13 protein-coding genes are annotated in these 15720 nt (G+C 39.8%); 2 read left to right on the forward strand and 11 right to left on the reverse strand.

The features are described 5' to 3' along the window. Window positions 1-507: 507 nt before the first annotated feature. The 5 genes from SLH51_RS23485 to secA all read right to left on the reverse strand — a co-directional run bounded on the left by SLH51_RS23485 (window position 508) and on the right by secA (window position 6372). On the reverse strand, window positions 508-813 hold the full coding sequence (locus SLH51_RS23485; protein WP_335964002.1) for a MerR family transcriptional regulator: 306 nt from the start codon (window positions 811-813) through the stop codon (window positions 508-510). A 306-nt stretch (window positions 814-1119) separates the two neighbouring features. Then, complete coding sequence (locus SLH51_RS23490; protein ID WP_335964003.1) at window positions 1120-1467, reverse strand: c-type cytochrome; 348 nt, start codon at window positions 1465-1467, stop codon at window positions 1120-1122. 72 nt (window positions 1468-1539) lie between these two features. After that, window positions 1540-2412, reverse strand: coding sequence for a YitT family protein (locus tag SLH51_RS23495; RefSeq protein ID WP_390183785.1), 873 nt, complete (start codon window positions 2410-2412; stop codon window positions 1540-1542). Window positions 2413-2675: 263 nt separating this feature from the next. Next, window positions 2676-3780 (reverse strand): peptide chain release factor 2 gene (gene prfB / locus SLH51_RS23500; protein WP_335964004.1). Its coding sequence is split into 2 segments (ribosomal slippage): window positions 2676-3707 and window positions 3709-3780, totalling 1104 coding nucleotides; the frame shifts between segments, so codons are not numbered across the junction. 78 nt (window positions 3781-3858) lie between these two features. Continuing rightward, the gene (gene secA / locus SLH51_RS23505) at window positions 3859-6372 is read right to left on the reverse strand and encodes a preprotein translocase subunit SecA (protein WP_335964005.1); all 2514 of its coding nucleotides are present in this window, start codon (window positions 6370-6372) and stop codon (window positions 3859-3861) included. A gap of 213 nt (window positions 6373-6585) precedes the next feature. Here secA and SLH51_RS23510 point away from each other — a divergent pair, with 213 nt between their 5' ends. Then, window positions 6586-7239: a glycoside hydrolase domain-containing protein gene (locus tag SLH51_RS23510; RefSeq protein WP_335964006.1), complete on the forward strand. Its 654-nt coding sequence runs from the start codon at window positions 6586-6588 to the stop codon at window positions 7237-7239. Between the two features lie 91 nt (window positions 7240-7330). Here the strand turns inward: SLH51_RS23510 and hpf are convergent, their stop codons facing one another. Next, a complete protein-coding gene (gene hpf, locus SLH51_RS23515; protein ID WP_335964007.1) occupies window positions 7331-7882 on the reverse strand; it encodes a ribosome hibernation-promoting factor, HPF/YfiA family in 552 nt (183 codons plus the stop codon). 411 nt (window positions 7883-8293) lie between these two features. Continuing rightward, a complete protein-coding gene (locus SLH51_RS23520) occupies window positions 8294-8491 on the reverse strand; it encodes a cold shock domain-containing protein (protein ID WP_012960443.1) in 198 nt (65 codons plus the stop codon). A gap of 549 nt (window positions 8492-9040) precedes the next feature. Here SLH51_RS23520 and SLH51_RS23525 point away from each other — a divergent pair. Next, entirely contained in the window at window positions 9041-9961 is a 921-nt protein-coding gene (locus tag SLH51_RS23525; RefSeq protein ID WP_335964008.1) for a DUF6612 family protein, read from the forward strand. 77 nt (window positions 9962-10038) lie between these two features. Here the strand turns inward: SLH51_RS23525 and SLH51_RS23530 are convergent, their stop codons facing one another. The 4 genes from SLH51_RS23530 to SLH51_RS23545 form a co-directional block, all read right to left on the reverse strand. Further along, window positions 10039-12153: a glycoside hydrolase family 52 protein gene (locus tag SLH51_RS23530; RefSeq protein ID WP_335964013.1), complete on the reverse strand. Its 2115-nt coding sequence runs from the start codon at window positions 12151-12153 to the stop codon at window positions 10039-10041. Between the two features lie 39 nt (window positions 12154-12192). Beyond that, complete coding sequence (locus SLH51_RS23535; RefSeq protein WP_335964009.1) at window positions 12193-13092, reverse strand: carbohydrate ABC transporter permease; 900 nt, start codon at window positions 13090-13092, stop codon at window positions 12193-12195. Between the two features lie 13 nt (window positions 13093-13105). Continuing rightward, window positions 13106-13984, reverse strand: a complete 879-nt coding sequence (locus SLH51_RS23540; RefSeq protein ID WP_335964010.1) for a carbohydrate ABC transporter permease — start codon at window positions 13982-13984, stop codon at window positions 13106-13108. Window positions 13985-14180: 196 nt separating this feature from the next. Further along, window positions 14181-15509 carry an extracellular solute-binding protein gene (locus tag SLH51_RS23545; protein ID WP_335964011.1) on the reverse strand — a complete coding sequence of 443 codons (1329 nt, stop codon included), beginning with the start codon at window positions 15507-15509 and terminating at the stop codon, window positions 14181-14183. Between the last annotated feature and the right edge of the window lie 211 nt (window positions 15510-15720).

Consider the following 15720-nt stretch of genomic DNA (forward strand, 5'->3'; position numbering starts at 1 on the left):
TTTCCAACCGAAGCTTAGAACTCAGGTGAGGAGCTTAGTTTTTCTTACCTCCCACACTTCTTCCTCTCTCACACGGAATAACTGAAATCAAAACATTCTTTCTGTTTGATTTCAGTTATGCAGGGCGCCATGAACCCTTTTCTTCTAATTTCAAAAAAACTTGCCCCTCACCAGGCGCATTAATAAAGAAGTAAACTAACACCCTTCTACCATTTCCAACCGAAGCTTAGAACTCAGGTGAGGAGCTTAGTTTTTCTTACCTCCCACACTTCTTCCTCTCTCACACGGATAACTGAAATCAAAACATTCTTTCTGTTTGATTTCAGTTATGCAGGGAGGCGCATTAATAAAGAAGAAAACTAACACCCCTCTACCATTTCCAAAAACGTTTATTACCTTTATTTTTTCATAGTCCCTTTTCGTAATGATTGTTGTTTTATACTGTAATAAAGTTAAAAAACAAGGGTAACGAAATGATTCGTTCCCCTTGTTTTAATAATTGTTGTTTTATTTACGAATTTTAAATGCTGCATTAATTTGACCGCGAAGCATACGGTTTCTAGTTTCTTCTTTGGATTTTTCTTTTTTCTCAGTTTTGAGAATTTCAAAAGTCCCTATGCCGTCCTCGATTTTGTTTGCAATGTCAACCAGCCTCTCGACATCATTAAATGAGTACTTACGAGTCTTACCATTCGAGCGAATAGGAAAAATCAATTTCCTTTCTTCATAATAACGTATTTGCCTTTCTGATAATCCGGTCAATTCACTGACAACACCGATAGTTATGACCTTGTTGTCTTTGTATGATGACACCCACTCCACCCCTTTTGTTAAGTGAGAATCACCATATTTGGCTCTTACTCTTGCTCTTTTTTATCATAACTCATTTTTGTTTTCTTAATACTAAGAAAAATATAGGATGTAGGGAAAAAATAAACAAAAAAAGGATTTGATGTATCATAGTTAGGTTAAAAAATAGCAAAAGAAGCTGTCCCAAAAGCCATAAAAAGAGCTGCAATAGCTCTACACGCTGTGCTCATGCTTTGAGGTTGACTCAAAAGGTCAAAAAGCGCCCTTTTGAAACAACCTCTTTAAATCATGCTAAATTTCAACTTCTCGTTACTGCGCGGCAATCCATTGAGCTAAATTTTCCGCATCTTCCGAAGGCAAATTTTGTGGCGGCATCGTTCCTTGTCCGTTTTGAATAACTTCAAAGATTTCTTCAGCCGTAAGCTCTCCTCCAGCTAAACCAGGGCCACCCCCACCTTGAAGGTTGTTCCCATGACAATGTATACAGCTTGCTTCATAGCTTTCACGTGCAGCTGTTGCATCAAAGTCCCCAGTTGCTTCTTCTGTTGCTGGTTCATCAACAACAGCCTCTTCCTCAGGTGCTGGTACAGCGTCATCTCCACCACCACATGCTGTAAGAAGAACGACAGTCCCAAGTGCGAGCAATATCTTTTTCATTTTAGTACCTCCTTCCATCAAAAAAATTCCTAAGAGTTTCCCTCTTTGGTATTATAACCCTCTGTTTTTACATTAGGCTCGTTTAAAGCCTTCCCCAAGTACCTCGGTTGCATTCGTCACAATAACAAACGCTTTTGGATCAACTGTTTTAACAATTTGTTTCAATTTTGTGACCTCGGTTTGGTTCACAACACACATCAGAACATCGCGCTCCTCTTCTGTATATCCACCATAGCCACTCAATTTCGTTACACCGCGGTCGACATCTCGTAAAATATGTTGACGCACTTCTTCTTGACGATTCGAAATGATGAGCGCCACTTTTGCATATCCTACCCCCATTTGTACCATATCAACCGTCTTTCCAGTTACAAACAAACTAATAAGAGCGTAAAGAGCCAGTTCAATCCCAAATGTGAAAGCAGATGTTATCACAATTAATCCATCAATGATAAATACTGCTGCCCCTAGTGTTAAACCTGTGTACTTTTGAATAATTTGTGCTGCCAGATCTGTTCCTCCTGTACTCGCGCTCGCACGAAACACAAGTCCAATTCCAATCCCAACACCAATTCCTCCAAATAAAGCACCAAGTAGTGGATCTGCAAACCCTACTGACCAATCCCTCGTTAAAAAAACTACAAAAGGTAAAAACAGGGTTCCAACTAGTGTTTTAATCCCATATTTAAAACCACCTAGTAAAAGAATACCTAGTATAAAGAGAGGGATATTTAAAGCCCATTGTGTAAATGCAGGCTCGATACCAATCATATGGGCCACGATCGTACTGATCCCACTCACACCACCGGAAGCTATTTTATTCGGTAATAAAAACAGATTAAATGCCATGGCCACAACCGCAGCGCCTACAAGTATATATGTATAATCACTAAATAATTGCTTTATCGTACTAGGCGGCTGTTGGCCTCGTTTAGGTCGCATCATCATGTGTAATCACTCCTTTTCTTTGTTAGAATATCCAAATAATCCTTGCGTAGTATAGCACCCGCCTCAAAAGAAGTAAACAAGACTCCGGTAATGCTGTATCGAGTTAAAGCAAGTCCGCTCCCCATAGGTGTTCAGTCCTTTCTCGGTTCTCCAACAATTTACCAGCTCCGACCAGTTTCTAGCTCTCCACAAGGGATTCTTGTGCTTGGCCAGGACAAGCAAAAAGCTACCTCTCCTACTGAGGTAGCTTCCTTTCTTACTTATTCACCTAAAGACAATCGTAAATACGCGTCGATAAATCCATCAAGATCGCCGTCCATTACCCCATTGGTATTTCCAATTTCAAAGCCTGTACGGTGATCCTTTACCATGCTATATGGATGAAATACGTAAGAGCGAATTTGGCTTCCCCAGCCAATTTCTTTTTGCTCGCCACGTATTTCAAGAAGTTCTTGTTGCTGCTCTTCAATTTTCAATTGATAGAGCTTAGCGTTCATCATCTTCATTGCTTGTTCACGGTTTTTTATTTGTGACCGTTCACTTTGGCATGTCACAACTGTATTTGTAGGTAGGTGCGTAATCCTAACTGCGGAATCGGTTGTATTAATGTGCTGACCACCTGCACCACTCGCCCGGTACGTGTCAATTTTCAAATCCTCAGGCGAAATATCAATCTGAACCGTGTCATCGAGCTCAGGCATAATCTCACAAGAAACGAATGATGTATGGCGGCGTCCTGATGAATCAAAAGGAGAAATACGAACTAAACGATGGACTCCTTTTTCTGCTTTAAGATAACCATATGCATTGTGACCTTTAATAAGAAGAGTGACACTTTTTACCCCAGCTTCATCACCAGGCAGGTAGTCCATCGTCTCGACTTTAAAACCTCTGCGCTCTGCCCAACGCGTATACATTCGTAATAGCATCGATGCCCAGTCTTGCGATTCCGTTCCACCTGCTCCTGGATGAAGCTCTAAAATGGCATTGTTCTTATCGTAAGGTTCACTTAAAAGTAGATGCAATTCAAACTCATTCATCGCTTGAGATAGAGACTTCACGCCATCTTCAAGCTCTTTTTGTAAATCAGCGTCCGCTTCTTCTTTTACAAGATCATAGGAAACTTCTAAATCCTCAAATTGCTCAGCTAATTCGAGGAACGTATTAACTTGTTCCTTTAATGCATTTGCTTCATTAATTACAACTTGAGCTGCATCTTGATCGTTCCAAAATTCTGGATCGGTCATTTTTTCGTCTAGTTCAGCGATTCGTTCTTGCTTCTCATCGAGGTCAAAGAGACCCCCTAAATTCAGATAATCGTTTTTCAACGTTTGCAAGCTCATGTTTTACTTCTACTAATTCCATCTTCTCACCTCATAGTTTATGGCAAAGGTGAGCCAGTAGGATCCTCCCACTGGCTCACTGCTCATTGCTTGTTTCTTTTTATTGTGCACCGCAGCAATTTTTGTATTTCTTCCCACTTCCGCATGTGCAAGGATCATTACGTCCAACTGTAATTCCTTTGCGAATCGGTTTACGTTTTTTCGGTTCTTCTTCTGTTTTTTGTTGCATTGCTTTTCCTTCAGCTACTTCTTGACGCTGTAGGTTTTGTTGAACTTGTGCTTTCATGATGTACATCGCCACTTCTTCTTCGATTGAATCAACCATTGCCTCAAACATCTCAAAGCCTTCAAAACGATATTCACGCAATGGATCATTTTGTCCATAAGCCCGTAAATGAATTCCTTGACGAAGCTGATCCATTTGGTCGATATGATTCATCCACTTACGGTCAACCGTACGAAGCATGATGACTTTCTCAAATTCACGCATATGCTCAGGCGTAAATTGCTCTTCTTTCTCATTATAGGTAGCTGTAACCTTTTCTACAATAAGCTCAATCATTTCTTCAGGATCTTTTCCTCTTAATTCTTTCTCCGTTAGCTCCTCTTCATTTAGAAGATTTGCTTTCATGTAGTTGACGATTGCACTAAGATCCCAATCTTCCGGAACTTCATTTTCAGGTGTATGCAATTTCACCGTACGCTCAATGACAGACTTGATCATTTTCTCTACAATGCCACGGAGGTTATCTGATTCAAGCACTTCCATACGCTGTTTATAAATAATCTCACGCTGTTCACGCATAACATCATCATATTGAAGAATTTGCTTACGCGCATCAAAGTTATTTCCTTCTACACGCTTCTGAGCTGTTTCCACGGCACGTGAAACTAACTTACTTTCAATCGGTTGATCTTCTTCCATCCCAAGACGTTCCATCATATTTCTCATATTATCTGATCCAAAACGACGCATGAGTTCATCTTCCATTGATAAGTAGAACTGCGTTGAACCCGGATCACCTTGACGACCGGAACGTCCTCGAAGCTGATTATCAATTCGACGAGACTCATGACGTTCTGTGCCAAGTACGTGCAAGCCTCCAAGATCAAGAACTCCAGGCCCAAGCTTAATATCCGTCCCACGACCGGCCATATTTGTCGCAATCGTTACAGCACCTTTATGGCCTGCGTTCTCAATAATTTCAGCTTCTTTTTCATGATTCTTTGCATTTAAGACATGGTGAGGAACTTTACGTTTATTCAGCATCTTTGAAACTAGCTCTGATGTTTCAACACTTACCGTACCAACAAGAACAGGTTGACCTTTTTTGTGCAGTTCTTCAATTTCATTGACAACGGCTTTAAATTTCGCTTCCATTGTTTTAAAAATTAAATCTGGTTTATCATCCCGAGCAATCGGTTTATTCGTTGGGATTACCATAACATCCATGCCATAAATATTACGGAATTCTTCTTCTTCTGTTTTCGCTGTCCCAGTCATACCAGCAAGCTTTTGATATTTCCGGAAATAATTTTGGAATGTAATTGAAGCAAGTGTCATGCTTTCTTTTTGAATTTGCATTCCTTCCTTTGCTTCGATAGCTTGATGCAAGCCATCACTATAGCGACGACCTTTCATTAAACGACCAGTAAATTGGTCAACAATCACGACATCGCCTTCTTCAACAACATAATCAGCATCACGGTGCATGACAACATGAGCCTTTAGTGATTGATTCAAGTGATGATTTAATTGGACATGTTTTTGGTCATAGAGATTCTCAATACCAAACGCACGCTCTGCTTTGTTGACCCCTTCTTCTGTCAGCTGAACATTTTTCGTTTTTTCATCAAATGTGTAATCTTCTTCTTTCTTCAAAATTCGAATAAAGGAATTTGCCTGCTGGTACAACTGAGTTGATCGCTCAACTGAACCCGAAATAATTAATGGTGTACGCGCTTCATCAACTAAAATGGAGTCCACTTCATCGACAAGAGCAAAATTCAATGGACGTTGAACCATTTGTTCTTTATAAAGCACCATATTATCACGTAAGTAATCAAAGCCTAATTCATTGTTTGTACTATACGTAACGTCTGCTAAATACGCTTCACGCTTTTCTTCCTTTGAAAGCTCTGAAGCATTTAAGCCGACCGTTAACCCTAGAAACTGAAATAATTCACCCATCTGTTCGCAGTCACGGCGGGCAAGGTATTCATTTACCGTTACAACATGTACGCCTTTTTCCGATAATGCATTTAAATAAACAGCGACCGTTCCAACTAATGTTTTCCCTTCCCCTGTTTTCATCTCGGCAATGTTTCCTTGATGCAGCCCAATTGCCCCAAGAAGCTGAACTGGGTATGGAGTCATATGTAGAACACGTGTAGATGCTTCACGGACAACCGCAAAGGCTTCTATTAATAGATCATCTAGCGTTTCACCTTTTTGATAACGCTGTTTGAATTCTTCTGTTTTCTGGCGAAGCCCATCATTTGAAAGCTTCTTCATGTCTGATGCTAATGCTTCAATTTGGTCAACGAGTTTCTCGTTTTTTTTCAACTGGCGTTGACTCGGATCACCGATCACTTTCTTTAATAAACCTAACATCAAATTCGCCCTCTCTTTTTTTCAGCTCGTCCTTCTATCAAATACGAGCATGACGCTTTTTCACTAAGGTTAATTTTATCAGGTAAGGTCAGCTCTTACAAGAGACTCATTAAGACGTGCTTGTCGAATGCGTGTAGAGTGTTTACATTTTTTCCCCTTCATAAGTCGCTACTTGTGTACTTGTCGCATAGATTATGCATGAGGAGGGATATTATGCAAATTTTAAATTGGGGTGTAGACTCCGCCGATGCTGTAACAGAAGATTTGTACCAATGCGTTGTTTCAAATTTTGGTCAACCTGATTTCTGGGGCCGTTATTTATCGACGATTCCAAATGTCAGTGATGGTCTTACAGTAGAGGAATTCGGTTTCATTCGTGACAAAGGCATGAAGCTTATGCCAATATACAATAATTTCAGCGCGGCCGTAGGACATCGTGCAGGTGTCGTCGCAGCACGAAATGCTATTTTCAAAGCCAGGCAGTTAGGCATCGCGGAAGGAAGTTTTGTGTTTGCAAATGTCGAACGATTTTTTGATGTTGATGCTGATTGGATCATTGCTTGGGTTGATGCATTCTTAACTAGTCCTTATCGTCCTGGAATTTATGCTGACCCTGATGAAGGTCCTTTTAATGAAGCTTATTGTCAAGCTGCATCCATGAGCAACAACGTTGTCGAACAAACAGTCATTTGGAGCGCTGAGCCTGAACCAGGTGTGACGACGAAACGGAACGCACCACGAATATTCGCCCCAAGTACCCCTGATTGCCAGGCCAATGTATGGGCATGGCAGTATGGACGCGATGCTGATGAATGCCCGATTGATACCGTTTTAATGGAAAACCGCCTCTTTCAAACATTGGTGTAGCTTCTATATTAATAGGAGTTTCATACAACTCCATCCAATGTCGTTAAAAAGGGAGCACAGCAATGCTGCACTCCCCTTTTATGTAATCGGCTTACGCCTCAGGCTCGATCAAACCATATTTTCCATCTCTACGCTTATAAACAACACTTGTTGATCCATTCACGGCGTCGGAAAAAACAAAGAAGTTGTGGCCAAGCATGTCCATTTGTAGAATGGCCTCTTCGGCATCCATCGGTTTCAAGTTAAACCGTTTCTTACGGACAACTTCAAGTTCATCTGATACAGGCTCTTCTTGCTCGAGTGGTTCGAGCTCATTTTTAAACATATATTTCAAGCTTCCCTCTTGGCGAAACTTGCGATTAACTTTAGTTTTATGCTTTCGAATTTGTCGTTCTAATTTTTCAATGACACTATCAATTGCTGCGTACATATCATTGTGAACCTCTTCCCCGCGCAACATTAACTGAGGCATTGGAATTGTGATCTCAATAATGTGCTGGTTGTTTAGCACCTGCATTTTAACATTGACATCGGCAACCGGAGTTGTATCAAAATAACGTTCAAGCTTCCCAACTTTCTTCTCAACATAGTCTCGTAAAGCTGGAGTTATTTCTAAGTTTTCACCTCGAATGTTGTAGTTCATAAAAACTCCTCCTTTTCTATGTACTTACTTCTATTTACCCCAATCGAATTCCTTCTTAAACATTAAAAAATGTGTCGATTTTGTTACTTATTTCCATTTTCCACACGTGCAAAAGGGAAGTGCATCCTTTTGAAAGGCTGGTTTGCAATGGCTTCTCTCGCTGCGCGGCACTGCCTCTGGAAAATCAAAAAGGAAGAAAGGCGGAGTTGTGCAATGGCTCCACACGGCGTCCGCCTTTTGAGAAGAGCACTCAAAAGGCTAAAAACACAACGCCGGCTCCACTCATTGCTTAGTTTTACCGCCAAAGGGAAGTACACCCTTTGGCGGGTAAAACTAAAAAGCTCATCTCAGTTAACCTGAGATGAGCTGTATGGTTTTAGCTATGATTCATTTCCTACCCAGGAATGTGAATTAAAGCTTAACTACGTTCGCAGCTTGTGGACCACGTGCGCCTTCAACAATTTCAAATTCTACATCTTGACCTTCGTCTAAAGACTTGAATCCTTCAGAGTTGATAGCTGAGAAATGTACAAATACATCGTCCCCATCTTCGCGCTCGATAAATCCAAAACCTTTTTCTGCGTTAAACCATTTTACTTTTCCTTGCATGCTTTCACATTCCCTTCGTAACTAAATTACTGTGGTTCTTTTTTCCACACATTTACTATAACAGCGCTCTCACGCCTTTGTCAAACGCTTTAACGTCTGACATCTCGCCAAAAAACAACATTTCACAGATGTTCATGTCGAATGATGTAATCGGTTTCATTATCTATCTTTTGTTTTATTTTTTAGCGAGAACTGCCCACAAATGTTTAAGGAATTTAGGTTATTTCCAAATAAATTCCTTTACTATGTATAATAACCTGACAAGTTTATTGTATTCATTAAAATAACTTAGTAATATAAAAACAAGAAATTACAAAAACTAACAAGACCTTACATATAAATACCCAGATCTTTATAACTAACGCCCCACTACTAGCTTGCGTGCCACCTGCCCTACAGATTCCTTTACACGAGCCCTCGCTAGTTCTTATGTACACCGACTCTGCAAAGAGATGGTGTACATTTTTTATTTCTATCCATTGTCACTATAATCGTGTTCGAATATTTGGTAAAATAAGGTGTTGCCAATAGATTCAAGGGGGAAACTGAATGGATAAATTTAAAAAAGGGATCGTAGCATTGTGTATTAGCGCTCTCCTTGCAGCTTGTAATGAAACCGAGCCGGTTATTACTCAACAAGAGGAAGAGCCTACAGTAGAAGAAATAAAAGAAAACACTAGAGATGGACTCTCTGTTACTGATATCTTGCAACAATCCATTAATGTGATGGAAAATATTGAAAGCCTTTCCTCAAACTTAGACGTTACGCAAGAGTTAATCTTTCCTAATGAAGAAAGTTACGTAGCTACTAGTACTTTGTACATAGAAATGATACAAAAACCTTTAGTTATGTATCAAAGGAATGTAATGGATGTACCAGAAATGGGCAAATTAGAAACTGAACTTTATATGGTTGAAGATGGCGTTTATTATAAAGATGCAATTGAGGATGTTTGGTTTACTTATCCAGAAGACTTTACCCAAGAATTACGTGGACTTGATGAAACACAAATGAGTCCAGCAGAGCAGCTTGAATTACTAACTCGACACACTGACTATCTAGCCTACTCAGAAGATGACACTCATTATATTTTAACGATTAAAGGATCTAATGATTCCCTTCAGATATTTGCAGAGGAAATAAATGATTTGGTACTTGATGAAATGACAACTGACATAGAGCAGCTTATGACGGTTGCTTCGATCCAAGATATCGATTATGAGCTTTATATTGAGAAAGAAACGTTCATACAAACAGAAATGAAAATGAAGATGTCTCTTCAGTTAGAAATAAAAGAAGAATTAGTGGAAATTCAATCAACCATTCATGCAACATTTGATCACTTTAATGATATTTCATCGATCATAGTTCCTCCTGTAATTGTAGAGAATGCAGAAGAATATAATCCTTATGCTGATTTAGATAATCTTGAAGATTTGGAAGAGCTCGAAGAAGGTACAACCGAATAACGATGATTAAGAGGGCACGGAAAAAGGTTTCTTTTTACCTTTTTCCGTGCCCTCTTTTTTGACTCTCTATTTTACGCTTATTGCTTTTCTTCAAGCCAAAGAATACTAGTCACTCCACGAGGATAATACTTACTGCCCGCTATTTCACCTGAGATGATTTGATCGCTCCAGCTCCACACAGATAATGTTGGATGCGTCAACCATTCGACATGAGCCGCGTCTGCTTTTGCTCCCTTTTCATCCCAATCCCAACTAAGAATCTCTCGTGCGATAAATTGGTTTAAATAAACTTTGCTTAGCCATGAGTTATTGCTCGTTGAGGAAATTTTCCAACCGCCATCTTCAAACAAACAAACTCCATCTGTTAATACAGTCTCTAAATGTTGCTTTAGCGTCTGAATATATTCCCCAAATCGTCCATCTACTTCAAGTGCCTCATGACAATTTGTATAATACGGGAAAATTAAGCCTTCAATCGCTGGGATGATTTTTGAATCATTTCCTTCTCCGATTACAGCTGGAATATAACCATCTGGTGTCATATGACTCACAATCGTGCTCGCACATTTTTCTGCTTGCGCTCCTGATGCTTTTGAAAGTTCATCCTTTCCGCTTTCAGCAAACAATTTTTCAAGAGCAACATACGAGGCCCACGTCTTTCCAGCCATATAGATATTGTTTCTTGCTTGCCCAAGTGAAACATCTAAGCTGTCATAGGTTGTAATTTCAGCTCCACCCATACAACGAGTTGAATCAAGCGCCATAATGCCGTTACGTTTTTCTGGATCAGGATGGTCGCGGTTTACCATACTGTGAAAACAAGCTTCCACGATGTCCATATTTGTAGTCAGCCATTCTTTGTCACCTGTTTGCTCGACGTAAACCGTCGCACATAACACCCAGTTTACAAGTTGTTCATGCGTCATATGCGAGAAGCAACCATTCAATCCATATAACTCATAGGAAGAATAACTGGGTCTTGAGATCGTATTGGCCACCCCCATATCATGGGTAAAGCTAATCCCACCTGGATATTCTTTTTCATCACCAGGAAAACGGACTTTATCTTCGTAACTAAATCGTTCAATAAACATATCAAGTTCATTTCTGACCGTCCATGGGTTCATCTTTAATTCAAAGAACAGTTGGTCGACCGTCAAATCAAATGTATTCATCATTCGGTACTCGCCTTCATTAACAACCCAAAACGGTTCGCCACTTGCTTCAAGAAACTGCGTTGACCCATAATAACTGCGAATCGAATGAGCCATCATAAATTTCTGATCATCCGATAAATTAGCCTCAGCTACCATACGGTTTGCTTGCTCTGCTCGCTTTGTGATAGCTTCAAAATTTTTGAAGGTGTACGTAGCTACTTCCTCGATATTTTTGAAATAACGAGTATAGTAATAAGAGGCATCCATCCCTGCTGTCACAAGCCCACCACGATAAAAGCTAATAGCAAAACGATACGTTTTCTTTGTACGTGCAGGAACATCCATCACTAAAGCACCGAGTGGCCCTAATCCGAACGTCCAGTTTTCCTTTAGAGTGGCAAGGAGAATGTTTTCCATACTAAAGTGCATCGCAGAGCGAACATCTGGATCATCCGACGTAATCGCTGTCAGCCGGCCTTGACCAATACCAGCAAGTCCTTCACACGTATCATCTAATCGACGCATCGAGCTATATGGATCACTGCCTTGATAGCCTAAGAAGGCTCGTCTCTTTTTATCACTTTGTCTGTTATCAATCGTCAGCTCTGCTACAACAGATGGAACGATTGTCAGTTTCATCTCTTCTTCTTGCGCAGTTGCTGGATCTGGTACTGATGCTGCTTGGGAATAAAGTGTAAATTCGATATCACCTGCACTCCAGGAATCAGTTCCTAATTGAAACATACGTGTTACCTCATCCTCGGCAAATGGGAAAATGATACGCGGTTTGTTTTGATCCGGGTCTGGATTTTCCATATCATATCGCTTACTTTCATCATCCGCTGGAACAAAAAACGGCAATGCATCATATGTCCCTTCGTTTTCAGCTGATTCTAAGCCAATATACACATTCTTTTTAGGCGAACGCCCAAGCTCTAAGTCAAACCCTCCACCATCTTTGGGAAATCCTAGCGTAAAGCTAGAAAATGACCCAATCGGTGAGTGATGTGCATTAAAAAATTGGTTTTTCACGATCAAACCCCTACTTTCTTCAGAATTGATTTTACGCCAGTCTTATCCTTTTACAGAACCAGCTGTAATTCCTTCGACGATCCGGTTACTTAAGACAAAGAACGCTAGCAAAATTGGAATAATACTAATCATTAATGTAGCTCCAATTGCTCCCCAATCTGTTGAATATTGACCGATAAAGTTTTGAATTCCAACAGTAAGTGTTTTGTATTGATCCGAGCTAATGAATGTATTAACGAAGATAAACTCATTCCAGTTATAAATCATGTTAATAATCGCTGTTGTAGCAACGACCGGTGCTGTCATCGGCAAAATAATTTGGAAAAACATGCGATGAATCGAACAACCGTCCATGATTGCTGCTTCTTCCACTTCACGAGGCAATGTGTAATAAAACCCTAGTAAAATCATCATCGTTAACGGTAGATTAAAAGCGGTATACGTTAGAATAATCGCTAATGGATGATCCATTAAATTAATGTTTGTAAAGAAACTAAAAAGCGGAATTAATGTAGAGTGTACCGGGATCATAAGTCCAACCATAAACAGTCCAAGTACAGGCTTTTTTAGCTTCCAGTTCATTCGAGTAATAGCATACGTTACAAAGCTTGCTAGTAACACAGTTAGAATAACAGCCGCTGCTGTAATCCATACACTATTGAAAAAATAGAGACTTATATTTCCTTCTGTCCATACCTTTGCATAATTCTCCCACTTTGGTGACGTTGGAAGCGCAAAAGCTGGCAAGTTAAAGACTTCCTGATTATCTTTTAATGAGAATAATAATAACCATAGTAAAGGAAGAACTTGAACAACAGCTACTAAAACTAATAAGACATATAAAATCCCTAATGTTACTCGCTGAAAGATCGTCTTTTCCGACGACTTTACCTGTTTATTAGGTTGAATTTTTGTTTTTCTCGCACTTAATACTTTTTCCATCGTTCTCCCTCCTTTAATATTGAAGTTCCTCTTTTGATTCTGTCGCCTTACGAATCCCCCAAGTGACAAGCAAACAAATGACAAGTAAAGCAAAACCGATGGCACTACCATAACCAAAGTCATTCGTACGGAATGCTAGTTTATACATATACGATGCCATAACCTCACTGGCTCCGTTTGGTCCTCCATCTGTCATAACATAAATCAAGTCAAAGTATTTCAATGAACCAACCACTGCTAATACGATTGTAACTTTGATAACACCAGCAATTAATGGCATTTTAATCTTATAAGCAATTTGCCATGGTGTTGCTCCATCAATACGTGCTGCTTCCACGAGCGATTCAGGAATGTTTTTCAATGCTGCATAATAGATCAAAATATAGAAGCCTGCATATTGCCAAATAATCGGAATAAATATCGCACCAAGGACAATTGACGAATCCGATAACCATAATGGAGGATTCTCAACTCCAAGTGACATAAGGAAACTATTCATAACCCCATTTGATGGGTGATAAATTCTCATCCATAACTGTGCGATCGCAACAGATGATAAAAGCATTGGAATTAAATAGATTTTCCTAAATAAATTCGCTCCTTTAATTTTCCCTGATAAAACAACCGAAACGAGTAAATATCCACCTAAACTTAAGACTGAAAACAAGGCAAGTAAAAATGAATGGTACGCACTTTTCCAAAACATTGAATCTGTCAGTAATTTTGTATAATTGGCTAAGCCAATAAACGTCTTTTCTCCAATTCCATCCCATTTCATTAAGCCGTAATACCCCGTCATCACAATTGGGATGTACACTAATGCCAAGATTAGAATCAAAGCTGGAAGTACATATAGGGCAATGACTTTTTTATCGGACATAACTCTATTCATAACTTTCTCTCCTTCCTTAATTGAAGCATAGAAAAATTTGGCTGCCGCCAGAATCCTTCCAACAGAATATTGAATTTCATTTACAATCGAAAATAGAATTCTGGCGAAAGCCCTAGTTTCCCTTACCTGTACCGTTACTTTCTCAATTTAGGAGTAAGAGAGTACTCTTAGAGGCACCCTCTTACCGCTAAAATACTTACTCTTCTTCTGCAGCTAGAGCTTCTTCATGCGTTTTTGCAAAGTCTTCTGGTGATACTTCATTTCCGAACAATGATTGAATCATGTTCAAGTGTGTTTCTGCTACACCTGAGCTCATTTGTACATCCGCAAATAATGTAATATTTGTTGCGCCGTTTAACTCATCCAATACTTCAATAAATAGGTCAGGTAAATCAACCTCGTCAGTGTTCACTTGCGTAGCTGGAATAACCCCTGCATCCGCTACAGCTTGCTGACCCCATTGTTCAACAAAGTATTTTACAAACGCTTTAGCTTCGTCTTTCACATCTGAATTTTCAGCAACGAATAATCCTACACCAGGTCCACCAACCCAGCTATTTACATCACTTTCTGCCCCTTCAATCGTTGGAAATTTGAAGAATCCAACATTATCTCTAAACTCTTGAGGAATATCCTCATTCATTGTGAAATTCGGTACTTCCCACGAACCAATCAAATACATTGCAGCGTTTTCATTTAAGAATTCAGCTTTTGCTTCTTCATTCGATAAACCATTAAATCCTCTGTTAAACGCATTCATTTCTACTAGCTTGCTAACTTCACCAGCCGCATCAACCAATGCCGGATCCTCAAACGAACCAGAACGGTCAATTGCTGCGTTTAATGCTTCCTGTCCACCAAGGCGATCCGCTAAATACATATACCATAATGAACCTGTCCAACGATCTCTGTTTCCAAGTGCAATTGGTGCAACACCGTTACTTGCAAGTGTTTCTACAACATGAAGGAACTCTTCATATGTTTCTGGAGCTTCTAGACCGTGCTCTTCAAAAATTGCTTTGTTATAAAATACAGGTGCGATATTTAACTCAAGTGGCAATCCATACGATTGATCATCTTTCGCATACGCTTCAACCGTACCTGCTACAAATGACTCTGCTAACCCGTCTTCTGCTAAAATGTCATCAAGCGGAGCAAATAAATTTCCCTTTACATAAGGATCCATAAACCCTGCCGGCCACGTCATCCCTACATCAGGTAACTGATTAGAAGATGAAACAACTTGTAATTTATTCTTGTACTGCTCATTTTGTAACACTTCCTGCTTTACAGTAACACCAGGATTTTCTTCCTCGAATTGAGCAATAATGTCATTCACGATTCTATTTTGTTCAGCCGAACTTCCCGTAGGCCATAAGTGCATAAAATCAATAGTAACGTCCCCATTAGAAGAACCACTATTTTCACCTGATTCACTTGAACTATCAGTACCAGACCCACCACAAGCGGTCAAACCCAACGCTAACGCAACTGCAAACAAACCTGTAAACGCTTTCTTAAACATCTTAACTCCCCCTTGCTTTTCTTTAACTTCTATTTCATTCTAGCAGTTAAACCGCTTACAAATAAGGTAACGGAGATTGGATGAAATTCCACTTATATTAGATAAACTTGCCCCCCGCCAAATAAACAAGTAAGAAAACAATCACCTGTCCCCCCTCACACTCGACCGAAGTTTGACAATCCAGCGGGGGGCTTAGTTTATCTTACCTCCC

The sequence above is a fragment of the Halalkalibacter kiskunsagensis genome, assembly GCF_037027555.1.
Classification (GTDB): Bacteria; Bacillota; Bacilli; order Bacillales; family Bacillaceae_D; genus Halalkalibacter; species Halalkalibacter kiskunsagensis.